The sequence below is a fragment of the Pseudomonas sp. RT6P73 genome, from assembly GCF_054897715.1.
In genome coordinates this window covers 3517055-3538272 of the sequence record NZ_JBUBUV010000002.1, presented here as the reverse complement: position 1 = coordinate 3538272, position 21218 = coordinate 3517055, and the positions used below count along the sequence as shown (strand labels likewise).

At 61.5% G+C, this 21218-nt stretch carries 20 protein-coding genes; 13 read left to right on the top strand and 7 right to left on the bottom strand.

All coding sequences use genetic code 11. The features are described 5' to 3' along the window. Window positions 1-113 precede the first annotated feature (113 nt). Window positions 114-1223 carry a 2-aminoethylphosphonate--pyruvate transaminase gene (locus ACYZT6_RS16795; protein WP_462027862.1) on the bottom strand — a complete coding sequence of 370 codons (1110 nt, stop codon included), beginning with the start codon at window positions 1221-1223 and terminating at the stop codon, window positions 114-116. Between the two features lie 115 nt (window positions 1224-1338). On the opposite strand from ACYZT6_RS16795, the gene ACYZT6_RS16790 reads away from it, so the two are divergent. Beyond that, window positions 1339-2202: a LysR substrate-binding domain-containing protein gene (locus ACYZT6_RS16790; RefSeq protein WP_462027861.1), complete on the top strand. Its 864-nt coding sequence runs from the start codon at window positions 1339-1341 to the stop codon at window positions 2200-2202. 134 nt (window positions 2203-2336) lie between these two features. Here the strand turns inward: ACYZT6_RS16790 and ACYZT6_RS16785 are convergent, their stop codons facing one another. Next, window positions 2337-3209 (bottom strand): LysR family transcriptional regulator, encoded by an 873-nt coding sequence (locus ACYZT6_RS16785; protein WP_462027860.1) that lies wholly within the window; start codon window positions 3207-3209, stop codon window positions 2337-2339. A 268-nt stretch (window positions 3210-3477) separates the two neighbouring features. Between ACYZT6_RS16785 and ACYZT6_RS16780 the strand changes: the two genes are divergently transcribed. Together ACYZT6_RS16780 and ACYZT6_RS16775 are read left to right on the top strand one after the other, a co-directional pair. Then, window positions 3478-4803 carry an MFS transporter gene (locus tag ACYZT6_RS16780; RefSeq protein ID WP_462027859.1) on the top strand — a complete coding sequence of 442 codons (1326 nt, stop codon included), beginning with the start codon at window positions 3478-3480 and terminating at the stop codon, window positions 4801-4803. A gap of 10 nt (window positions 4804-4813) precedes the next feature. Beyond that, window positions 4814-6205 carry an FAD-dependent oxidoreductase gene (locus tag ACYZT6_RS16775; RefSeq protein ID WP_462027858.1) on the top strand — a complete coding sequence of 464 codons (1392 nt, stop codon included), beginning with the start codon at window positions 4814-4816 and terminating at the stop codon, window positions 6203-6205. Here the strand turns inward: ACYZT6_RS16775 and ACYZT6_RS16770 are convergent, their stop codons facing one another. Next, a complete protein-coding gene (locus tag ACYZT6_RS16770) occupies window positions 6206-7534 on the bottom strand; it encodes a type VI secretion system Vgr family protein (protein ID WP_462027857.1) in 1329 nt (442 codons plus the stop codon). It abuts the gene before it with no gap. A 231-nt stretch (window positions 7535-7765) separates the two neighbouring features. On the opposite strand from ACYZT6_RS16770, the gene ACYZT6_RS16765 reads away from it, so the two are divergent. Beyond that, the gene (locus ACYZT6_RS16765; RefSeq protein ID WP_462027856.1) at window positions 7766-8473 is read left to right on the top strand and encodes a YebC/PmpR family DNA-binding transcriptional regulator; all 708 of its coding nucleotides are present in this window, start codon (window positions 7766-7768) and stop codon (window positions 8471-8473) included. A gap of 139 nt (window positions 8474-8612) precedes the next feature. Here the strand turns inward: ACYZT6_RS16765 and ACYZT6_RS16760 are convergent, their stop codons facing one another. Together ACYZT6_RS16760 and zapE are read right to left on the bottom strand one after the other, a co-directional pair. Continuing rightward, complete coding sequence (locus tag ACYZT6_RS16760; protein ID WP_462027855.1) at window positions 8613-9920, bottom strand: leucine-rich repeat-containing protein kinase family protein; 1308 nt, start codon at window positions 9918-9920, stop codon at window positions 8613-8615. 197 nt (window positions 9921-10117) lie between these two features. Beyond that, window positions 10118-11239, bottom strand: coding sequence for a cell division protein ZapE (gene zapE / locus ACYZT6_RS16755; protein WP_462027854.1), 1122 nt, complete (start codon window positions 11237-11239; stop codon window positions 10118-10120). A gap of 293 nt (window positions 11240-11532) precedes the next feature. On the opposite strand from zapE, the gene ACYZT6_RS16750 reads away from it, so the two are divergent. The 7 genes from ACYZT6_RS16750 (at window position 11533) to ACYZT6_RS16720 (ending at window position 17996) form a co-directional block, all read left to right on the top strand. Beyond that, complete coding sequence (locus ACYZT6_RS16750) at window positions 11533-12045, top strand: Csu type fimbrial protein (RefSeq protein WP_462029968.1); 513 nt, start codon at window positions 11533-11535, stop codon at window positions 12043-12045. A gap of 22 nt (window positions 12046-12067) precedes the next feature. Beyond that, window positions 12068-12598 carry a Csu type fimbrial protein gene (locus ACYZT6_RS16745; RefSeq protein WP_461974981.1) on the top strand — a complete coding sequence of 177 codons (531 nt, stop codon included), beginning with the start codon at window positions 12068-12070 and terminating at the stop codon, window positions 12596-12598. A gap of 19 nt (window positions 12599-12617) precedes the next feature. Further along, on the top strand, window positions 12618-13154 hold the full coding sequence (locus ACYZT6_RS16740; protein WP_461974979.1) for a Csu type fimbrial protein: 537 nt from the start codon (window positions 12618-12620) through the stop codon (window positions 13152-13154). A 3-nt stretch (window positions 13155-13157) separates the two neighbouring features. Continuing rightward, window positions 13158-13661 carry a Csu type fimbrial protein gene (locus tag ACYZT6_RS16735; RefSeq protein ID WP_462027853.1) on the top strand — a complete coding sequence of 168 codons (504 nt, stop codon included), beginning with the start codon at window positions 13158-13160 and terminating at the stop codon, window positions 13659-13661. A 28-nt stretch (window positions 13662-13689) separates the two neighbouring features. Further along, window positions 13690-14478 (top strand): fimbrial biogenesis chaperone, encoded by a 789-nt coding sequence (locus tag ACYZT6_RS16730; RefSeq protein WP_462027852.1) that lies wholly within the window; start codon window positions 13690-13692, stop codon window positions 14476-14478. A gap of 201 nt (window positions 14479-14679) precedes the next feature. Further along, window positions 14680-17037, top strand: a complete 2358-nt coding sequence (locus ACYZT6_RS16725) for a fimbria/pilus outer membrane usher protein (RefSeq protein ID WP_462027851.1) — start codon at window positions 14680-14682, stop codon at window positions 17035-17037. After that, window positions 17034-17996 (top strand): Csu type fimbrial protein, encoded by a 963-nt coding sequence (locus ACYZT6_RS16720; protein ID WP_462027850.1) that lies wholly within the window; start codon window positions 17034-17036, stop codon window positions 17994-17996. The genes ACYZT6_RS16725 and ACYZT6_RS16720 overlap by 4 nt, the downstream gene beginning before the upstream one ends. Window positions 17997-18063: 67 nt before the next feature. On the opposite strand, the gene ACYZT6_RS16715 is transcribed toward ACYZT6_RS16720, so the two are convergent. Together ACYZT6_RS16715 and ACYZT6_RS16710 are read right to left on the bottom strand one after the other, a co-directional pair. Next, on the bottom strand, window positions 18064-18816 hold the full coding sequence (locus ACYZT6_RS16715; protein ID WP_462027849.1) for an anti-sigma factor family protein: 753 nt from the start codon (window positions 18814-18816) through the stop codon (window positions 18064-18066). Then, entirely contained in the window at window positions 18813-19319 is a 507-nt protein-coding gene (locus ACYZT6_RS16710) for an RNA polymerase sigma factor (protein ID WP_461954823.1), read from the bottom strand. The genes ACYZT6_RS16715 and ACYZT6_RS16710 overlap by 4 nt, the downstream gene beginning before the upstream one ends. A 158-nt stretch (window positions 19320-19477) precedes the next feature. Here ACYZT6_RS16710 and ACYZT6_RS16705 point away from each other — a divergent pair, with 158 nt between their 5' ends. Both ACYZT6_RS16705 and ACYZT6_RS16700 read left to right on the top strand, forming a co-directional pair. Beyond that, window positions 19478-20569 (top strand): catalase family peroxidase, encoded by a 1092-nt coding sequence (locus ACYZT6_RS16705; protein ID WP_462027848.1) that lies wholly within the window; start codon window positions 19478-19480, stop codon window positions 20567-20569. After that, complete coding sequence (locus ACYZT6_RS16700; RefSeq protein ID WP_462027847.1) at window positions 20566-21111, top strand: cytochrome b; 546 nt, start codon at window positions 20566-20568, stop codon at window positions 21109-21111. The genes ACYZT6_RS16705 and ACYZT6_RS16700 overlap by 4 nt, the downstream gene beginning before the upstream one ends. Window positions 21112-21218 lie beyond the last annotated feature (107 nt).

Here is a 21218-nt window from a genome sequence, read left to right as displayed (position 1 = left end):
CGTAAAACCATCCACCTCTGTGTTTCAGGTGGACCGCGTCGTCAGGGTTTACGACTGCTCCGCAGCCGAACGCAGCCTCGCGCAGCTCGGCAGCTGCTACAGGTCGGTGTGGTTTAGATTTCGAGGACTTCCATCTCGCGCAGCACTTCGGCCACCGCCGCCACGGCCGCGTGCATCTCGGCCTGGTTGACGTGTCCGATGCAGCCAACGCGGAAGGTGTCGACCTGGGTCAATTTGCCGGGATAAAGGATGAAACCCTTGGCCTTGACCCGTTCGTAGAACTCCTTGAATTGGTAGCGCGGATCTTTCGGCGCGTGGAAGGTGACGATGATCGGCGCCTGGATCGCGGCGGGCAGGAAGCTGCGCAAACCCAGTTTGGCCATGTCATCGAGCAGCACCTGGCAGTTGTTGGCGTAGCGCTGATGCCGCGCCGGCAAACCACCTTCTTCGTTGTATTGCAGCAGGGCTTCGTGCAGCGCGGCGACCACGTGGGTCGGCGGCGTGAAGCGCCATTGGCCGGTCTTGGCCATGTAGGTGTGCTGGTCGTACAAATCCATCGCCAGGGAGTGAGAGTTGCCGGCTGCGTTGGCCAGCGCGTCTTTGCGAGCGAAGACGAAACCCATGCCCGGTACGCCTTCCAGGCATTTGCCCGAGGCGGCGATCAGCGCGTCGAAGGGCACCTGTTGTGCGTCGATCGGCAGCGCGCCGAAGGAACTCATGGCATCGATGATCAGGCGTTTGCCGTGTTGCGCGATGACGTGGGCGATTTCCGGCAGCGGGTTGAGGATGCCGGTGCTGGTTTCGCAGTGAATCAGCGCGACGTGGGTGATGCTCGCATCGGCCTGCAACAGACGATCAACGTCGGCGGCGGTGGTCGGTTCGTCTTCGGCGGTTTCGAAGGTGCTGAACGGGCGACCGAGTACTTCGCAGATTTTCGCCAGGCGTTTGCCGTAGGCGCCATTGATCAGCACCAGCACTTTGCCGTCGCGGGGCACCAGGGTGCCGATCGCCGCTTCGACGGCGAATGTGCCGCTGCCCTGCAGGGGCACGCAGTGGTGGCTGTCGCCGCCGTTGAGGATCGCCAGCAATTGCTCGCACAGGCTGGCGGTCAGTTGATTGAAGCGGTCATCCCATGAACCCCAGTCGACCATCATCGCCTGACGGGTGCGGGCCGATGTGGTCAGTGGGCCGGGGGTGAGCAGGATTGGCTCGGCAGTGCTCATTCTTGTGTCCTCGCAAAAGCTCTGTGTGGGATGAAGCTACGGGACATAAATTGCAATTTCGGGTGCTATCAATCAAATTGTTTGTTGTTATGCCAGCCATCAGTGAGAGTTATTCATGAACCTGTTCCAGCTTCGAGCGTTTGATGCCGTGGCCCGCGAAGGCAGCTTCACCCGCGCGGCTGAACGACTTTTCATCAGCCAACCGGCGGTCACCGGGCACATCAAGGCCCTGGAGGAGCGCTACCAAATCACCTTGCTGCGTCGCACCGCGCGACGCGTGGAACTGACGGAGGAGGGCACCAAGCTGGCGGCGATCACCCGGGCAATGTTCGGCCTGGCCGAGGAAGCGCAGGTGCTGCTGGAAGCGAATCGACAGTTGCTGACCGGGCGCCTGGAAGTGGCAGCGGACGGACCGCACATGGTGATGCCGATGCTGGCCAGTTTGCGGGCGCGGTATCCGGGAATCACCGTGAATCTGCGGTTGGGCAATGCTCAGGAAACGCTGGCGGCGTTGTTGTCCGAACATGCCGACGTGGCGGTGCTGACTGAAGTCGAGCCGCGCAAAGGCTTGCACCTGCAAGCGTTGAACGAATCACGGATTTGCGCGCTGGTGCCTGAAAGTCATCCCTGGGCCAAGGCGTCCAAGGGCGTGAAGCTCAAGGAGCTGGATCAGGTGATCATGGTATTGCGTGAGCCGAATTCGATTACCCGACGTACGTTCGACGAGGCTTGCGCGATGGCGTCGGTCAATCCTCGGGTGTTGCTGGAACTGGACAGTCGCGAGGCGGTGACCGAGGCGGTGGCGGCGGAGTTGGGTGTCGGGGTGGTGTCGTCGGTGGAAGTCAGTCATGACCCGCGGGTGGCGGCGGTGCCGATTCTGGGTGAAGGGTTGGTCAATCGGCACATGATCGGGTGCATGGAACGGCGGCGGGATTTGCGTTTGATTCGGGCGTTTTTTGAGTTGGCGCCAGTAAGGTAAACCGCGGCGCGGCCTTCGCGGGCAAGTCGGACCGCCGCACCGCACGCTCCCACAGGTTTTGCGTCGTACACAACATCTGCGGCCAACATAAATCCTGTGGGAGCGTGGCTTGCCCGCGAAGAGGCCGGACCTGCCTACACAAGACTCTCGCGAACCATTTCGAGGAACGTCGCAACCACCCGCCGCGAACTCTGTTCGCGCAAGCACACCAGGGTCTCCGTCAGGCTCCGTGTGCAATCGGTAATCGGCAACGCACACACCCGGGAATCCGCGCCGAACTCGGCGGCGGACACCACACCAACGCCGATCCCCACGACCACCGCCTCACGCGCTGCTTCCCGGCCTTCAACCTGAATCGCCGGGCGAATGGAAAACCCGGCTTGGGCCATTTCCTCTTCCAGTGTCTGGCGCGTCACCGAACCGATTTCCCGCAACACCAGCGGCGTGTCGTGCAAATCCGCCAGGCAAATCGATTCGCGATCCGCCCACGGATGATTGCGTGAAACGAAGGCCACCATCGGGTCATTGCGCAGCGGCAACGAAATCAGCCGCTCGTCACTCACCTCCCGGCCCAGCAACGCCAGGTCGGCCTGATAGTTGAACAGGCGAAACAACGATTCGTCGGTGTTGCCGGTTTCGATTTTCACGCTGATGCCAGGGTAGCGCTCACAAAAGCGCGCAATCTGCGGCAGCACATGCACCGGTGCATCCACCGCGAGAATCAGGCTGCCGGTCTGCAACGCCCGGGAGTCATGCAAGAGTTCCTGCGCTTCGGCCTCGATGACGAACAGCCGCTGGGTAATGCTCAACAAGCGCTCGCCCAGATCCGTCAGGCGCACCGAGCGTTTGTTGCGGTGAAACAGCAACACCCCGAAGCGTTCTTCGAGCTTGCGCACCTGGTCGGAAATCGCCGGTTGCGTGAGAAAAAGCCGCTCGGCAGCTTTGGTAAAGCTTCCGTGGACGGCCACGGCGTGGAAGGCTTTGAGCTGGGCGTGGGAAACCGACATCGAAACCTCCAGTAACAAGCTGAGCTTATATTGGAAATACGATAAATCGATTTCACTTATTAATCAGTAATTGTTTTTATCGACCTCAGCCCCGGTGACTGGTCAGTCGAACAGCGTCGGTGGCCATGAGCCTGTGCGTGCAGTTGCAGGCCTCATCTGACCGGTATCGCCTCAGGGAAGCAGCGGTATCGAAGTGCTCAACAATAAAAAAACAGGCGTTATTTCTCAATTTCTGCCGGCACACTCACACCCTGAGGTCAGAACCACAATGAACAATTCCATCGGCACCATCAAGCGTTGGCGCGTGCAGATCTTCGCGATTACCTGGCTCGCCTACGCCGCGTTCTACTTCACCCGCAAAGCCTTTTCCGTGGCCAAACTGGGGATTGCCGAAGACCCCACCTTCATGCTCGACAAAATGGCCATGGCTAACCTCGACGCCATTTACCTGACCGCCTATGCCATCGGGCAATTCACCTGGGGTATTCTGGCCGACCGCTTTGGCCCAAGGGTCGTAGTGTTTGGCGGGTTGCTGATTTCAGCAGCGGCAGCCTTGGTGATGGGCAGTTTCGCGACGTTGCCAATCTTCGCTACCTGCATGCTGATTCAAGGGTTTGCCCAGTCCACCGGCTGGTCCGGGCTGTGCAAGAACCTCGGCAGTTTCTTTCCCGCCGAACAGCGCGGGCGGGTGCTGGGGTTGTGGAGTTCCTGCTATGCCTTTGGTGGATTGGTGGCTTCGCCGTTCGCTGGCTGGTGGGCGTATACGCTGGTCGGCACCTGGCATGCGGCGTTCTTTTCCAGTGCGGCGGTGGTTGGGCTGGTCGCCGTGCTGTTTTTTATTTTTCAACGCAACAAACCGGAAGACGTTGGCTTGCCGGCGGTGGAACCGGAGCCGGAACTGACAACGGAAGAGGCTTACGCGCAGAGCAAGATCGGCGTGCTGGAACCGTTAAAAGAAATTCTGCGCAACCGCACCGTGCTGGTCCTCGGCCTGGCGTACTTTCTGTTGAAACCGGCGCGCTACGCGATTTTGCTCTGGGGGCCGGTGATCGTCTTCGAGCAAATGCCTTCGGTGGGCAAGGTGGGCGCGGCGATCATTCCCACTGCGTTCGAGCTTGCCGGGTTGCTGGGGCCGATCCTGCTCGGCCTGGCCTCGGACAAACTGTTCGGCGCCCGACGCATGCCGGCCTGCGTGATCAGTCTGTTGGCACTGACCGTTTCCCTGGCGTTGTTCATGGGCGCTCTGCACACCGGCAGCGTGCTGTTGGTGGTGGCGCTGCTGTTCGTCATGGGCCTGACCCTGTACGGACCGGATTCGATGATCAGCGGCGCGGCAGCGATTGATTTCGGCACCGCCAAGGCAGGCGCCACGGCCGCCGGGTTCGTCAACGGTTGCGGTTCGGTCGGGGCGATTCTCGGCGGCTTGCTGCCGGGCTACTTCGACTCGGTCACCGTGTTCATCGTCTTCGCCGGCTGCGCCTTGTTCTCCGCCCTGGTGCTGATCCCCCACTGGAACAGCCGTCCGGCTGCCCTGCTGATCAAAAGCGCTTTCGTGCCTAACCAGGCAATGACCGTAAAACCCCTGCGTACCTGAGGAGTAACCGATGAGACCTTTCTGGCTGGAACAGGCGCTGGAGGCGGAGTCCTGCGCGCCGTGCGAACCTTTGGCGAGGGATACCCGCGCCGACGTGTGCATCGTCGGCGGTGGCTACACTGGGTTGTGGACCGCGATCATGCTCAAGGAGCAGAACCCCGAGCTGGATGTGCTGCTGATCGAAGCGGACATCTGCGGCGCCGGCGCCAGCGGGCGAAACGGTGGCTGTGCGCTGTCATGGTCGGCCAAGTACTTCACGCTGGAAAGGTTGTTCGGTGTCGAGGAAGCGGTGCGGCTGGTCAAGGAATCCGAGCGCAGCATTTATGCCATCGGCACTTTCTGCGAGCAGTACGGTGTGGACGCCGATTACCGCCTCGATGGCACGCTCTACACCGCCACCAACCGCGCCCAATGCGGTTCGACCGATGCGGTGATTGCGGCGCTGGAGCGCAACGGCATCAACTCCTTCACGCAACGTCCGGTCGCCGACGTGCAACGCATGGCCGGTTCCAGCAAACACCTGGAAGGCTGGTTTTCGCCGGCCGCCGCGAGTGTGCAGCCGGGCAAACTGGTGCGCGGTTTGCGCCGGGCCGCCTTGCAACTGGGCGTAAGAATTCATGAGAACACTGCGATGACCGGCCTGGAGGAGGGCCGGCCTGCGGGGATTCAAACCCCCAACGCCACCATCCGCGCCGACCGGGTGGTGTTGGCCATGAACGCCTGGATGGCCCGCGCGTTCCCACAGTTCGAGCGCAGCGTGGCGATCGTGTCCAGCGACATGCTGATCACCGAACCCCGGCCCGACCTGCTCAACGAAATCGGTTTGACCAGCGGCGTCACGGTGCTCGATTCGCGGATTTTCGTGCACTACTACCACAACACCCCGGACGGTCGACTTATGCTCGGCAAGGGGGGCAACACCTTTGCCTACGGCGGGCGAATGTTGCCGGTGTTCGATCAACCGTCACCGTATGCCGGTTTGCTGCAGCACAGCCTGAACGAGTTCTTTCCGGCGTTTGCCGAGGTCAAGGTCGAGGCGACATGGAACGGCCCGTCGGACCGCTCGGTGACCGGTTTGCCGTTCTTCGGCCAGATGAGTGCCAGCGGTAACGTGTTTTACGGTTTCGGTTATTCCGGCAGCGGCGTCGGCCCGTGCCATATGGGCGGGCAGATCCTCGCCTCGATGGTTCAGGGGCTGGACAACGCCTGGACCCGTTCACCGTTGGTGAATGGCCCGTTGGGCTACTTTCCGCCGGAACCGATTCGTTACCTCGGCTCATTGATGGTGCGCAACGCCATCCGCCGCAAAGAGCGCGCCGAGGATCACGGGCGCCGGCCGCGGCATCTGGATGTGCGTCTGGCCAAGTTCGCGGCGGCCGCAGGCAAGGCTGACAAGGGCTGATCAGTCCTGACGGTTGACCAGCCAATCGAGCAGCAAGCGGCCATCGCCCCGTGGCGGTCGTGCGAGTCGAGGCGCTGGCGGGTTGCTCGAAGCCGCACACAGCACCGGGCGATCCGGGTCGCTGTCGAGAAAGCTGATCAGGACTTCGGTGCCGGCGAGCGGCAGCCAGGACGGATCGATCCGACCGTCCGGTGCGGCCAGGGCCACGGGGAGCCAGAGGCCGGTGGACTCCTCGTCATCGGCCTGCCCGGTGGGCCATAACCGGACTTCTATTCGCCCTTGTGCATCCAGCACCGCCGGCTGCCCGACCGGGCCCATTACTCGCGCCGTCTGATAGCCCGGAATGCTCGGTCTGGCCTGCGTGAGCGCGGGCCGGAACACCGTGGACCACGGAATGGCGCTGAACTGATTGCTGTAACGCCGGGTCATGTCGAATGTGTCCTCGGCGAGAATCGACGGTTGTTGGCCCTGGTGCCGGATCTCGGTCAGTAGCCACTGATCGTTGAAGTTCGGGATGGGATGTTCCGACACTTGCACGATGCTTCCACTGCGCACATCACTGTGATTGCTTTGCCCCTGAACCTGCCGGTGTCGACAGCGCAGGCGTTCGAGTGAGCGACGACTCGATTGCTCACGCTCGAGCTGTGGCGGCGCAGGCGACGCGGTGGGAGGGGGAGAGGCGTGACGCTGGAACAATTCACTGATCACCGGCGCGTGGGTGCGATGGGGTAATTCATCGTAAAAGGGCATCAGCAGCGGTTCCTGGGGGAAGCTCAGGCTGTCATCCGCCAGCACCAGCACATGGCCGTCGCGCTGATGTTCGAAGTGATAGTGGATGCCTTCCTCTTCGCAGAGCCGTTGCAGGAACGCCAGGTCGGTCTCATCAAACTGAATGCAAAACGGTCGTACGGGATAGCGCCCGTTCGGCAGTTCAAGACGGTAGCTGTCTTCGGGGATCGCATTTTCTGCGAGTAACTGGCGCAGGATGGCGGGCACGCCGAGTTGATGAAAGACCCGACGGCAAGGATGCCGGTTTAGGTGTAGCAGCCAGGGTACCAATACCAGGTGGTAGCCGACTCGGTGCGGGCCACGATACTCGCGACTGGCGCTGTGCAGGAGGCCATGAATGCCGGTTTCATCCCCCAGGCCCAGGAACGCCGGTTGCTGCAGCAACTGCTCGAGGTTCATGGCCGGCGCCAGGCCGATCACTTCGATCTCGAAACGATAGGGCTGGTTAAGACTTTCTCGGCCGCTAAACTGCAGCACCTGCAAAATCAGACCACTGTCCAGGAGGGTCAGGGTGTAGGGACTTTCCTTGTCGTTGTGCATCGAACGCGCTTCTGCCATGGAATATGGGCGCAGAGGGTACGAAACCACGGCCCTTTATAGTCACCGCAAATCGACTTTTCAGAATCGCCCTACAAGCGCCGGTGAAGATGTCGATTCGTTATGCCGGTATGCCGGGTGGAATTTTTGGTCGATTGCCAACTTTAGGCCGTATAAACTTGCGCAAAGCGTCGGCCAATAGATGTCTCGGCGCCACAGATAAGAGAGTGAGTAATGGGCGCACAGTGGAAGGTTAAACACAAAGAAGCGGCATCTAACGCCAAGGGCAAGATTTTCGGCAAACTGGTAAAGGAAATCACCATTGCTGCGCGCAACGGTGCCGATCTCTCGACCAACGCACACTTGCGTCTGGTGGTCGAGCAGGCCAAGAAAGCCTCGATGCCCAAGGAAACCCTGGATCGCGCGATCAAGAAAGGCGCGGGCCTGTTGGGCGAAACCGTGCAGTACCATCGCGTGACCTACGAAGGCTTCGCTCCGCATCAGGTGCCGCTGATCGTTGAATGCGTGACCGACAACATCAACCGCACCGTCGCTGAAATCCGCGTGGCCTTTCGCAAGGGCCAATTGGGCGCTTCTGGTTCGGTGGCGTGGGACTTCAACCATGTGGGCATGATCGAAGCGTCCCCGGACAGCCCTGACGCCGATCCGGAAATGGCCGCGATTGAAGCCGGTGCCCAGGATTTTGAGCCTGGTGAAGAAGAGGGCACCACCCTGTTCCTGACCGAACCAGCGGACCTGGACGCTGTTCAGAAGGCGTTGCCTGAGCAAGGTTTTACCGTGTTGGCGGCCAAGTTGGGCTATCAGCCGAAAAACCCGGTGACCGGTTTGAGTGATGAGCAGATGGCAGAAGTCGAGGCGTTCCTGGAAGGCCTCGATAACCATGATGATGTGCAGGATATGTTTGTTGGTTTGGCGGGTTAAGCCTCTTCAGACTTGTGATGATTTGTGGCGAGGGGGCTTGCCCCCGTTGGGTTGCGAAGCGACCCCAAAAGCGACGGCTGCTGCGCAACCGAACGGGGGCAAGCCCCCTCGCCACAGGTTTTGTATTAGCTGTAAGTACTCAGTTGGACGCAGCTAACGCCTGTCCTATCTCACTGAACCCCGGCCGCGCCAGCACATCCGGCTGACAGCATCGCTGTTCCAACTCCTCCAGCTGTAAGCGCCTTTCATCACTCAACCCCGAGTCGATCCGCTCCAGCAATTCTCCCAACAAAACCCCAAAGGCCCGCACTTCGATCCGTTGCAGCGCTCGGCTTTCCAGGCTGTCGGACGTCGCATGAAAAGACGCCGCACCAAAGTCCCCCAACAGACAATCACCGTGCTCGTTGCACAAAATATTGTGGCCATAGAGATCACCATGGGTGATGCCTTGGTGGTGCAAATGCTCGGCCACCGAGGCGATGCCGCGAGCCATGCGCAGCGCCACATCGGCACTGAACCGGGTGTCATCGGCATAGACGTCACGGGTACAGGACGCCAGGCTCGGCAGCCCGGCCAGATTGCGGTAACTCGGGTCGATCAGTTGCATCACCAGTCCGGCCTGCTGTTCGGGATGCCCGACGATTCGGCCTTCGACCCGGATCAGATTGGGATGAATGCCGGCGGTGATGCAGGCGTTCATCTCGTGCAGCGGTGAACCGTCGCTGGTCATTTCGCCTTTGTAGAGTTTGACCGCAACCTGAGTCGCCAATCGTTCCCACATCGCCCGATGAATCACCCCCGAAGCGCCTTCGCCCAGTTGCTCCTCCAGGCGTAACTCGGACCACGCAATGCTCGTCGTGGCTTCGAGGGCCGCCGCATCGGCTTCGGTTTCCAGCGGGTTACCGGCGTAAGCCAGCCAGGTCAGGCTCGGCAGGGTCAGCAGCCACTCGGGCAGCTCGGTCAGTTGATTGGCGGCGATGCGGATCAGTTCGAGTCGATGGCAATGACTCATGCTTTCGGGCAGGCGCTGCAAGCGGTTGCCGGCGAGCATGAGTTTTTGCAGGTGTGGGCGTTGACCCAGCTCGGCGGGCAGTTCACGCAGTCGGTTATCGGTCAGGATCAGCCAGCGCAACAGCGGTGGCAGCGCAGCGGCGGGGACCGTTTCGATGGCATTGGCCTTAAAGCCGATCATCGTCAGCGCGGTGCATTGGCCGAGGCACGCGGGCAGTTCGGTGAACAGGTTGTCCGAGCAAAACAGCACGCGCAAACGGGTCAGGCGATGCAGGTCATCCGGCAGGCTGCTCAAGGCATTGCCGCTGAGGTTGAGCACTTCCAGCGAGTCCGCCAGGTCGAAGATTTCTCGCGGAAATTCGGTCAGGCCGCAGGCCAGGTCCAGACGGGTGATGCCCGAGAGTTGGCCGGCGCGCAGTTGGGCGAGGGTATCCATGGACGGGTTCGCTATTGATCGAGTGGAGGGCGCGGGGGCCTGGAAATGGGCGACATGATAGCGGGAAAGCAGTAGCGCCTGTGAGGCCGCCATCGCGAGCAGGCTCGCTCCTACAGTTCACCGAGTTGCCTGGGCGGACGCGGACTAATGCAGGAGCGAGCCTGCTCGCGAAGAGGCCGGTGCAGCAACACAAAAAGCTACGGCTCCCTGACTTCCACCAACTGCCCCAACCGACTCCGCGTCCGCGCAAAGTCAATCGCATCGCCCCCCAGGCTTTCGCGCGACGACCGCTCACCGAGCAACGTCAGGTGCTTGTCCTGATCGTACAAAACGTCGATCAAATTGATGAAACGCTGCTGCGCCGCCATCGAGCACTCTGCCAGGCTTGGCAACTCGTCGATGATCCAGTAATCGAAACGCCGGCACAGCTCCAGGTAATCCATGACCGCCGTGGGGTGTTCGCACAGATCGCCAAAGGTAAAACCGATGGTGCGTTCTTCACAGCGTCGCGCTTGAAGGTGCCGTGCGCCGACCGGCAGTTGCAGGGGCGGTGCGCCGCGCTCGGGCAGGTCCAGCGCCTGACGTTGCGCCACGGTGCCCGGCCAGACGTAGCGGCCATGGGTAAACACCTGCTGCGCGTGCGTCCTCATCTGGCTGCGGTAGTCATGGGGGCCGCCGACTTCCATGACCTGCATGCGCGCATGGATCAAGTCGATCACCGGTTTGAAGCGCGCGTGATAGAGCGGGTTGGGCAATAAACCTTCGGGCGGATAATTGGAGGTCACCAACAGCAGAATGCCCCGTTGGAACAACGCCTTGAACAGCTGCGTGATGAGCATCGCATCGCCGATGTCGTGGACGTGGAATTCGTCGAAACACAGCACGCGGCAGTCGCTGAGCAACTCATCGAGGGTGACGGCCAGCACATCGGGCTGATCACGGTGAGTGAACATGCCCTGGTGCAGCCGGGCAAAGAACTGATGAAAGTGCAGGCGCTGTTTTTCCGCGATCGGGACGGCCTGGAAAAACCCGTCGAGCAGCCAGCTCTTGCCGCGACCGACCGCACCATGCAAGTAAAGGCCGGGGAGTGCTTTTGCCGAATTACCGAGCAGTGCCGTGGCGTGTTGCGCCATGCAGTCGATCACGCGCTGTTGGCTATGGCTGAGGGTGTAACCCTGAGCGTGAGCGTGGTGACGAAAGTAATCATGGATCACTCGACCGGACGCACTGGCGGGTGCAGCCGATGCCTTGCCGAACAAGCGGCGAAGCGTCGGCCAGCGGGGTGTGAGTCGCGAACGGTTGGACGGTCGAACGGCCACTGTGATGTCACCCCGTAATCGTCAGGCAGGCTTCCCGAGCTGCGGCGGCGTAGTGTAACCAAAGGGTGAATTTACCTTCCAGTGATGTCGACGGATGACGACCGTATCTCGACAGGACTCTGCGGTTTGTAGAGATTTTCAGGCCGTTATATCGGTGTTTTTCAGCCAAATCCTGGTAAAAAACGCCCGTTGAACGGATTCATCGACGCTGAGCGGCTGGCGAAACTCCGTTGCGTAGCTACCCTGATGTCTAGTCGCCACCACACGCAAGGAATGGGGCCGTGAATGGAATTATGCTATTGGCAGTCACAGGTGTGACGCTCAGCGCGCAGGTATTGGCAGCAGAACTTCAGGTTGACGTACGCGTCGACGTACAGCGCGGCTGTCAGATGGTCGGGCAACAACGTCAGGCAGGAATCGAGCAACTGGGCGTGCTTGACTTCGGCAGTACCGCGCGTCTGGATGACCCGGCCGGACCGCTGGGCGCGGCGCTGATGAATGAGCGACTGCCAAGGCTCGAATGCAACCCCGACACCCCTTATCAATTCCGCGTTGACGGCGGCCAACACGGTGGCGTCGGTGAAGTGCGTTACATGGCGGGTTCCGCCGGCAGCAAGCCCATCCCTTATCGGCTCTACCAGGACCCCGCACGGCTGATCCCGCTGGCGGTGAATGTGCCGGTGAGTGGCCGAGTACCGGATTCCGGTTCAGTGGATTTGCCCCTGTATGCGCGTATCGAACGGCTGGCGGAGATTCCCCGTGCCAGCCGCTATTCAGATGTGCTGAAAGTGACGGTCACCTGGTAGTGAGGAGCGGGGGGTTGGCGCCATGACAAGCAGGCACTGGAGGGTTATCGCCGTGAGCACACTGGTTCTGCTGGCCGACGACGCGCAAGCCGCGGTCAGCGGGCAGATACATGCGCGGCTGACCATTACCGCCGGTTGTGAAGTCACCAATGATGCCGCCCCCGGCACTCTGGCCAGCGATTTCGGCACGCTTGATTTCGGCCAGCAAGGCCCGACCTGGAATCGCCCGATCAACGCCAGCCTCGGCGGCGATAACGGCAGGCTGAACGTCGTCTGCAACCCTTCGGTCACCGGGTTCACCGTCACCATCGATGGCGGTGCCCATGGCGACGGCACGACTCGACGCCTGAGCAACGGCAGTCAGACCATCCCTTATCAATTGTTCCTCGATGCTTCCGCAAATCAGCGCTACAGCATCGGCCAACAACACAATTTCGCCGTCACCAGCGGGGCCCGGATACCGATCCCGGTATTTGGCTCGGTGGTGGCGAATACCCGTGCGTTACCGCGCGGTGTCTATACCGACACCCTGACGGTGACGCTGGATTGGTAACCCGTAGAGGACGGACACCATGCACGTGCTTGCATCAAGGATAGGTTTGTCATTGCTCGGCCTGACGCTGGCGTCCAGTGCCCATGCCGCCACCACGGTCACCGGCCAGATCACGTCCAGTCTGATTCTGATCAGCAGCTGTCAGGTCAACGGTGCCGGCGGTTCCAGCGGCCTGAACTTCGGTGCGTTGAATTTCGGCACCGAAAACAGCCTGTTCACCACCGCCAATGCGCAAGTGCTGGGTGGTGGTGGCGGGGCGTTGTCGATTCTGTGTTCCAGCGGCACCACGCCGGCCGTGAAGGTCCGGGCGGGTGCCCATGACGGCTTGTCTTCCGGCGGCACCCGAGCCCTGGCAGACGGCAGCGGCAACTATGTGCCGTATGACCTGTACACCGACGTCGGGCATTCGCAGATTCTGGCCATCGACGGGGTGATCAACCTCACAACCAGCACCGGTGTGGCGCAAACCGTGAACCTCTACGGTAAAGCCGTGGGCAAGGCCGGGCTACCGGCCGGCACCTACACCGACACCGTTGCCGTCGAACTGACGTTCTAATCGATGACGCAAAAGCACCGCTATGCGGCGCTGATCCTGCTGTGTGCGGGGAGCGTGCCGTTGCCGCTGGCGGCGGTGACCAGCCAGAGTTTTCAGGTCAGCGCCACGATCACCGCCGGGTGCCTGGTGGTGGGCGGCGTATCGAATTACGGCAGCCTCAATTTCGGCAGCCAGTCAGCCCTGGCCACCGGCACGGTGCAAGTGGCGTTGAGCGCCGGGGTGCAGTTGCAATGCACACCGGGGGTGACGATGAACATGAGCGTGGATGGCGGCCATTACAACAGCAGCGGGCGGCATATGCAGCTCACGACCGGCAGTAACCGTGTGGCCTATCAGCTGTTTCGCGATGCGGCGTTCAGCCAGAGCCTTGGGATCGGCCAGAGTGTCGCCGTGGCCTACACCGATGCCAATAACATCAGCCTGCCGATCTATGGACGGGTGCAATTACCGGGCGATCAGCCTGGGGGGACGTACAGCGATGTGCTGCAAGTGCAGCTGTCGTGGTAAGGCGTCGTTTTGAATAGGGAGCAGGCTTATGAGTTCACCTTCGCTGCGGCATTCGATCATGCGTTGTGCGGTGTTGGCGATGGTGTTACTGGGGGCGAACAAGGTGCAGGCCGCCAGTTCGGTGCTGATCTGGCCGATCGACCCGGTGCTGGAGGCCGATCAACAAGCCAGTGCCTTGTGGCTGGAAAACCGTGGCAATGAGACCGCCAACCTGCAGATCCGCGTGTTCGCCTGGAGCCAGAGCGGCTTCAACGATCAGTATCAGAATCAGCGCGATGTAATCGGCAGCCCACCGGTGGCGAAGATTGAACCCGGTCAGAAACAACTCGTGCGCCTGACCCGCACCCGGGAGATTCCACCGGGGCAGGAACTGGCTTACCGCATCATCATCGATGAAATTCCCTCGGCTAAAACCCCCGCTTCCGAAGACGGCAAGACCGCTGCGGCGATCCGTTTCCAGATGCGCTATTCGGTGCCGTTGTTCGCCTATGGCGCCGGGCTTTGGAGCAAGGAAGACACCACTCGTCAACGTGATCCCAAAGGCATCGGCTTGCCGGATCTGAGTTGGCGCACGGTGGCGGTGGACGGCCGGCCCTATGTCGAAGTGCGCAATCAGGGCGCGGTGCATGCGCGACTGACCGATGTGGCGCTCAAGCAAGGCAGTCAGACCCAGCCGCTGGTGGAAGGCCTGTTGGGCTACGTGCTGCCTGGCGCAATCATGCGCTGGCCGGCACCGGGACCGATGGCCGCCAATTCGGCGTTGCAGGTGCGGGTCAATGGCGCGCCGCAGGTTCAGAGCATCACGCCCGCTCGTTGAAGGCGGTCATCATGGGCTGTTGTGGCGAGGGGGCTTGCCCCCGTTGGGCTGCGCAGCAGTCCTAAAACCATCCGCCGCAGTTTATCTGAAGCACCGCGGTGAATGGTTTTGGGGCTGCTCCGCAGCTCAACGGGGGCAAGCCCCCTCGCCACAGGAGTTGTGACAAGGAGGGATCTGTCCATAGACGGACCTAATGCGCGAATGAGCCAAGGCCTGGCTCGCAGTTTCCAGCGGCCGTTGTGGGCAGTGAGCTGCGCGTACTGGCTGGTGTTCGCCCCTCAAACAGGGGCCGGTGATCTGCCGCCCCCGCCCAGCGGCATGGAGGCTGTGGCCGATGCACAGTTGTTTCTGGAATTGGTGGTCAATCAAATGAATACCGGACGAGTCGTGGCGGTGGAGCAGCGGGGCGGACGGTTCTTTCTACCGGCCAGTGCATTGCGCGACACCGGGATCAAGCTGCCCGAAAACAGCGGCACCGAAGTCGACCTCGACAGCGTCCCGGGCCTGCACAGCGAGTACGACAGTGGCGCTCAACGATTGCTGCTGGAGGTGCCGCCGGACTGGCTGCCGGAGCAGTTCGTCGGCAACCGCCAAGCCTATCCGCGAACCCCGGCCCTGAGCAGTTTCGGTGCCTTGCTCAACTACGACCTGTACCTCAACGACACCGATGACGCCGGCACTTACCTCGCAGCTTGGAACGAAGTGCGGCTGTTCGACAGCTGGGGCACGCTGTCCAACACAGGGCAATTCCGCCGCACATTGTCGGGGGAAGCGGTGAGTGCGCGCAGCAATGGCTACCTGCGCTACGACACCACCTGGCGTTACTCCGATGACGATCGCTTGCTCACCTATGAGGCCGGCGACCTGGTCAGCGGCGCGCTACCGTGGAGCAGTTCGGTGCGCCTGGGCGGGGTGCAAGTGTCCCGTGACTTCGGCGTGCGCCCGGATCTGGTGACCTATCCCTTGCCGCAGTTTGCCGGCGAAGCGGCCGTGCCGTCCTCGGTGGACCTGTTCATCAACGGCTACAAGTCCAGCAGCGCCGAGCTGCAACCCGGGCCCTACACCCTGACCAATATTCCGTTCATCAACGGCGCCGGTGAAGCGGTCGTGGTCACGACGGATGCGCTGGGCCGACAGGTCTCGACCACGGTGCCGTTCTACGTCACCAGCAGCTTGCTGCAAAAAGGCCTGAGCGATTTTTCCGTGGCGGCGGGCACCTTGCGCCGGGACTACGGCCTGCGCGATTTCAGCTACGGCCCCGGTGTCACGTCCGGCAGCCTGCGTTACGGTCTGAGCGATAACCTCACCCTGGAAAGCCATGCCGAAGCGTCGGATTCCCTGAGCCTCGGCGGCGTGGGCGGCAACCTGCGACTGGGCAATTTCGGGGTGCTCAATACCGCGCTCAGCCAAAGCCGTTTCGACGGCGAAAGCGGTCAGCAGTTGAGCCTCGGCTATCAGTACAGCAGTCAGCGCTACAGCTTCTTCTGGCAACGCCTGCAACGTCGCGATCAGTACGCCGACCTGACCGTCGTCGACAGCCCTTACACCACCCTGAGCACACGTAGCGAACAAGCGACCCTGAGCCTCAACCTCGACACGTGGGGCAGCCTCGGCGTCGGTTATTTCGATGTGCGTGCGGCGGATGATTCGCGCACCCGGCTGCTTAACCTGACCTGGAGCAAACCCTTGTGGCGCAACAGCAGTTTCTACTTGTCGGCCAATCGGGAAATCGGTGACAGCAACTGGGCGGTCCAGGCGCAACTGGTGATCCCGTTCGATCTGCGCGGCAGCCTGGCCATCAGCAGCGAGCGCAGCAAGACCGGGCAAAACCAGCAGCGGGTCAACTACAGTCGCGCGGTGCCCACCGAAGGCGGGGTGGGTTTCAACCTCGGTTACGCCCATGGCGATGGCCCGGATTATCGCCAGGCCGACCTGACCTGGCGCCTGCAATCGGTGCAGTTGCAGGCGGGGGTCTATGGCAACAGCGACGCCGAAACCCGGTGGGCCGATGCCAGTGGTTCGCTGGTCTGGATGGACCGTCAGGTATTCGCGGCCAACCGGATCGACGATGCTTTTGTGGTGATCAGCACCGAGGGTTACGCGGACATTCCCGTGCGCTACGAAAACCAGCAGGTGGGGCAGACCGACCGCAACGGCCACTTGCTGGTGCCCTGGAGCAGCGCCTATTACCGTGGCAAATACGAGATCGATCCGCTGAATCTGCCGGCTAACGTGCGCAGCCCCAATGTCGAGCAGCGGATCGCGGTACGCCGGGGCAGCGGTTATTTGCTGGAGTTTCCGTTAACCAAGGTGATCGCTGCGAGCATCGTGCTGGTGGATGCGCAGCAGCAGGAATTGCCCTTGGGCAGCAATGTTGTGCACGAGCAGAGCGGCGCACAAACCGTGGTCGGCTGGGACGGTCTGGTGTACCTGGAAAACCTTCAAAAGCACAACAGCTTGCGGGTGACCCTGGCGAATGGAAAGACCTGTCAGGTGCAGTTCGCCGTGGACTTGAATCAGGATCAGGTCCCGCTGATCGGCCCGTTGGTGTGCCAATGAAATGGCTGGTGTTGCTGGCGCTCTGGCTGCCGGGGTACGCCTGGGCGTTGTGCTCCGTGGTCAGCACCACAGCGGCGGCCTTCGGTTCGCAGAGTTCGATTGCGGTGCGCACCACGGCTCAAACCAGTTCCACCCCCAATGCGGGGTTGAGTTGCACCGGCTCACTGCTGTCATTGCTGACTAATAATGACCACTTCTACGCCACCGTCTCGTCGACTCAATCCGGCTTGCTCGGGCCGACCGGGGACGTTATCGGCTATACGTTGTATGCCGACAACAGCACCAGCTACCCGATCACCCGTGGCGTGGCATTCGATTTCGCCCGCAATGGCATCATCGATGCGCTCGGCCTGCTGGGCAGTGTGATACCGAAAACCGCGCCCGTTTATTTGCGAACGACCATCGGCAGCAACGTGGCGGCGGGCGTCTACAGCGAGACCCTGAGTATTTTCTGGAACTGGAATTATTGCGCGGGTATCGGTGCCGGCAGCATCTGCCTGGGGCGTGACATCGGCAGTGGCACTGCGACGGTAACCGTCAATATGACCGTGGCCAACGACTGCACCATCACCGCGCCGAACATCAGTTTCGGCAGTGCGCCGGTGGTCAGCGGCTTCACCGCCGTCACCGGCCAGACCATCAACCTGGCCTGCACCAAGGGCAGCGCCTACACCGTGGGGCTGGACGACGGCCAGCATGCGGCCGGTATCGGCGGGCGCCGACGGATGATCTCCGGCGCCAATTACCTGGCCTACGACATCTTCAAAAGTGCCGGCACCACCCGCTGGGGCAGTGTCGGCAGTGCGCGTCGGGCCAGTTCAGACGCGGAGGTGAATCCCGGCAATGGCTTGGGGACGGGCAGCCAGGTGTTTAACTACAACGCAAAAATCTACACCGACCAGACCACACCGCCGGCCGGGACTTATCTGGACAGCGTGATCCTTGATGTCGGGTTTTGATGTCGAGAACGCCACCGACTTTGTAGCAGCCTCGCAGGCTCGCTCCCACAGGGGGATTGCGGTGTGGTCAGAACTGGGTGGTTTGCTTGAGCATCTGCGCCGCTGGCGTATCGCTCGGGCTGACCATCGCATAGTTGTAGCCGGCACCGGACCAGTACTCGGCCTGCAACTCGCCATCGCTACGACTGCCGCGGGGCAGCAGGTTGTTTTTCGGCCCTGGCGGTCGTACGTAGAAGCTGATCTTGTGCCCGCCCTGGTCCTCGTAAACCACCATCGCCGCCGGCCCTTGCTCGGTGCTGAGCAAACGGCCGCTGACCGGTTTGTAGCCTGAACTTGCCAGGTCCGGCAGGCGATTGGCGTGGGTGAAATAACGGTCGAGCCAGCCCTGCATGTCGCCGTCGTCGCTGACCTTGTAGTCGGCCGGCAGGATGCCTTGCTGGGCGATCAAGCGGTACGCCTGCATCGCATCGGTCATCGGCGGTGGCGCGCCGACCAGCGTCATTTCCCGCGCCTGCCAGCCACTCAATCCGCCGACACTGACCGCAATCAACAGCACCGCAGCGCTGGCCAGATGACGGCGGGACTGGCGTTTCAGGCGTTGGCGAATCAGCGCCGGGTCGAGGTCCGGGTTGGCCGTATAGTGCAAGGCGCCGCTCATGGCCGCGCGCAGTTGTTGGGCGTCCTGCTGCCAGGCGCGCACTTGCGCGGCGGTTTCAGGACTGCTGGCCAGGTAAGTCTCCACCAGACGTCGGTCGGCGTCGTTGAGTTGATGATCGACGTAGGCGTGCAGGTCGCGTTCGCTCGGGGGAATGCTGATCATTTGAGTATCCGCAGAGAAGGGCTGGTGATTTCGCCGTCGCTGAGTTGGCGCAGGGCCTGACGGGCGCGGGACAGGCGGGACATCACGGTGCCAGTGGGGACGTCGAGAATCTCGGCGACCTCTTTATAACTCAAACCTTCCACCGACACCCAGAGCAGCAACGCGCGCTGTTCAGTGGTGAGCCGGTCGAAGGCTTGCAGGGTTGATTGGGCAATCACTGTGCGTTCTACCGACGGTTGGGCGTCGTCACGACCGGTAAAGAATTCGAGCATCCGCGCATAACGCCGGGAACGCCGGTGGGCGTCGAGAAACTGTCGATAAAGTATCGAAAACAACCAGGCGCGCAAGTCGCCTTCGGGGCGCTTGTCGCCCCAACTGGAGAGGGCGCGCTCCAGGCTCGACTGCACCAGATCGTCCGCGCTGCTGGGATTGCGTGTCAACGACACGGCAAACCGCCGCAATCTGGGAATGATTTCTCTGAGTTGTTCGTCGATATCGTTCATGAAGTTCTGACTAGTCACTACGCTGTGGACTAGGAAGACGCCCGGCACTCGAGGTTATTCCACGCCTGAAGAAATAAATACCGGGCGATGGAATAAAGCGTTGTGGCGTACGTCTGCTTGATCCTTCTCACTTGTGGCCGATGGCCCTGGAGTCATTCATGGTAGATCGTTCATCACCGCCCACCCGGCCACCTTTGAGTGCCGCGAGCCTGGCATTTCGACTGGCCGGCATTGCTGTGGTCGTCGCTGTTTTGGCCGGGGCTTTTGCCTACGTCAATGGCACTTTTGACCCACAGCGTCTGACGCCGAAAAAGCTGATCAGCGTGCTGGAAACCAACAACGGCGTGCATCCCGGATTTCGCCGTAACCACGCGAAGGGCGTGTGCGTGATCGGGCATTTCGAAAGCAGCAGCGAGGCGCGCAATTATTCCAGTGCCCAGGTATTTAACGAGCCGCAGACCCCGGTGGTCGGGCGTTTCGCGTTACCCGCCGGCAATCCCTACGCACCTGACAGCAGCGTGCCGATCCGCAGCATGGCGTTGCGTTTCACTCAGGCTAACGGCCAGCAATGGCGCACCGGGATGAACAGCATGCCGGTGTTCCCGGTGGGCACGCCTGAAGCGTTCTATCAATTGCAACAAGCGCAATCGCCGGATCCGGCCACCGGCAAGCCGAATCCTGCGGCGGTTCCGGCCTTCTTTGGCGCTCACCCGGAAGCCGCGCCGTTTCTGGCCTGGATCAAGACGGCCAAGCCGTCGGCCAGTTATGCGACGGAGACTTACAACAGTGTCAACGCGTTTTACCTGGTGAACGCGGCCGGTCAGCGGCAAGCGGTGCGCTGGAGCATGACGCCGATTGCTCAGGATGCCGCGGGTGCCACGGCGCCTGAAGGGGCTGACTTCCTTGAAAAAGACCTGGTTCGGCGTTTATCCGCCGGGCCGCTGCGTTGGCAGCTGAACATCACCCTGGCGAACCCCGGTGATCCGGTCAACGACGCCAGCAAGGCCTGGCCTGACGGCCGCAAAGTGGTGAACGCCGGCACCTTGGTGCTTGAACGCACGCAACCGCAACTCGATGGCGAGTGCCGCGACATCAACTACGACCCGCTCGTATTGCCGGCCGGTATTGAAGGCTCCGGCGACCCATTGCTCGCCGCTCGCTCAGCGGGTTACGCCAGTTCCTACCTGCGCCGCACCAGTGAAGTCAGCCAGTTGCCTGCCGCCAACGCTAAACAGGAGGCTCATCAATGAGCGCTCAACCGAACCATTTCGCGCCATTGGCGCGGCTGCTGCATTGGCTGATGGCGCTGATGATCATTGCGATGCTGTTTATCGGCGCGGGCATGGTGGCCTCGGTATCCGAGCGGCATGAATGGCTGATCCATCTGCACAAACCCTTGGGCGTCGCGATTTTGTTGTTGGTGATCGTGCGCCTGGTGGTGCGTTTTTCCACGCAGCAACCACCGTTGCCGGCGGACTTGCCGGGTTGGCAGGTGGTAGCGGCGAAGGCTTCGCACGTCTTGCTGTACGTCTTGATGTTGATTTTGCCGCTGCTAGGCTGGGCGATGATCTCGGCGGCCGGGGATCCGGTGATGCTCAGCAATTCGATTCAGTTGCCGTCGATCCTTCCGGCCAATGCGCAGATGTTTGCGTTTTTGCGCAAGGCTCATGGGTATCTGGCGTATTTGCTGTTTCTGACCGTGCTGCTGCATCTGGCGGCAGCGTTGTTTCACGGCTGGGTGCGGCGTGATGATGTGCTGGATAGCATGTTGCGAGGGAAGGATCGCGGCTGATCTTCTGTAGCAGCTGGCGCAGCCTGCGTTCGGCTGCGCAGCAGTCGTAAATCAAACACCGCGGTCTTTCATATCAACCGAGGTGTCCGAATTACGACTGCTTCGCA

Bases quoted from the DNA above. Each gene is read 5' to 3' on its own strand.
- ACYZT6_RS16775 (WP_462027858.1), top strand. From the start codon at position 4,814: ATGAGACCTTTCTGGCTGGAACAGGCGCTGGAGGCGGAGTCCTGCGCG.
- ACYZT6_RS16740 (WP_461974979.1), top strand. From the start codon at position 12,618: ATGCACGTGCTTGCATCAAGGATAGGTTTGTCATTGCTCGGCCTGACG.
- ACYZT6_RS16715 (WP_462027849.1), bottom strand. From the start codon at position 18,816: ATGATCAGCATTCCCCCGAGCGAACGCGACCTGCACGCCTACGTCGAT.
- ACYZT6_RS16785 (WP_462027860.1), bottom strand. From the start codon at position 3,209: ATGTCGGTTTCCCACGCCCAGCTCAAAGCCTTCCACGCCGTGGCCGTC.
- ACYZT6_RS16795 (WP_462027862.1), bottom strand. From the start codon at position 1,223: ATGAGCACTGCCGAGCCAATCCTGCTCACCCCCGGCCCACTGACCACA.
- ACYZT6_RS16705 (WP_462027848.1), top strand. From the start codon at position 19,478: ATGGTAGATCGTTCATCACCGCCCACCCGGCCACCTTTGAGTGCCGCG.
- ACYZT6_RS16720 (WP_462027850.1), top strand. From the start codon at position 17,034: ATGAAATGGCTGGTGTTGCTGGCGCTCTGGCTGCCGGGGTACGCCTGG.
- ACYZT6_RS16730 (WP_462027852.1), top strand. From the start codon at position 13,690: ATGAGTTCACCTTCGCTGCGGCATTCGATCATGCGTTGTGCGGTGTTG.
- ACYZT6_RS16750 (WP_462029968.1), top strand. From the start codon at position 11,533: ATGCTATTGGCAGTCACAGGTGTGACGCTCAGCGCGCAGGTATTGGCA.
- ACYZT6_RS16725 (WP_462027851.1), top strand. From the start codon at position 14,680: ATGAGCCAAGGCCTGGCTCGCAGTTTCCAGCGGCCGTTGTGGGCAGTG.
- ACYZT6_RS16760 (WP_462027855.1), bottom strand. From the start codon at position 9,920: ATGGATACCCTCGCCCAACTGCGCGCCGGCCAACTCTCGGGCATCACC.
- ACYZT6_RS16745 (WP_461974981.1), top strand. From the start codon at position 12,068: ATGACAAGCAGGCACTGGAGGGTTATCGCCGTGAGCACACTGGTTCTG.
- ACYZT6_RS16790 (WP_462027861.1), top strand. From the start codon at position 1,339: ATGAACCTGTTCCAGCTTCGAGCGTTTGATGCCGTGGCCCGCGAAGGC.
- ACYZT6_RS16735 (WP_462027853.1), top strand. From the start codon at position 13,158: ATGACGCAAAAGCACCGCTATGCGGCGCTGATCCTGCTGTGTGCGGGG.
- ACYZT6_RS16780 (WP_462027859.1), top strand. From the start codon at position 3,478: ATGAACAATTCCATCGGCACCATCAAGCGTTGGCGCGTGCAGATCTTC.
- ACYZT6_RS16770 (WP_462027857.1), bottom strand. From the start codon at position 7,534: ATGCACAACGACAAGGAAAGTCCCTACACCCTGACCCTCCTGGACAGT.
- ACYZT6_RS16710 (WP_461954823.1), bottom strand. From the start codon at position 19,319: ATGAACGATATCGACGAACAACTCAGAGAAATCATTCCCAGATTGCGG.
- ACYZT6_RS16765 (WP_462027856.1), top strand. From the start codon at position 7,766: ATGGGCGCACAGTGGAAGGTTAAACACAAAGAAGCGGCATCTAACGCC.
- ACYZT6_RS16700 (WP_462027847.1), top strand. From the start codon at position 20,566: ATGAGCGCTCAACCGAACCATTTCGCGCCATTGGCGCGGCTGCTGCAT.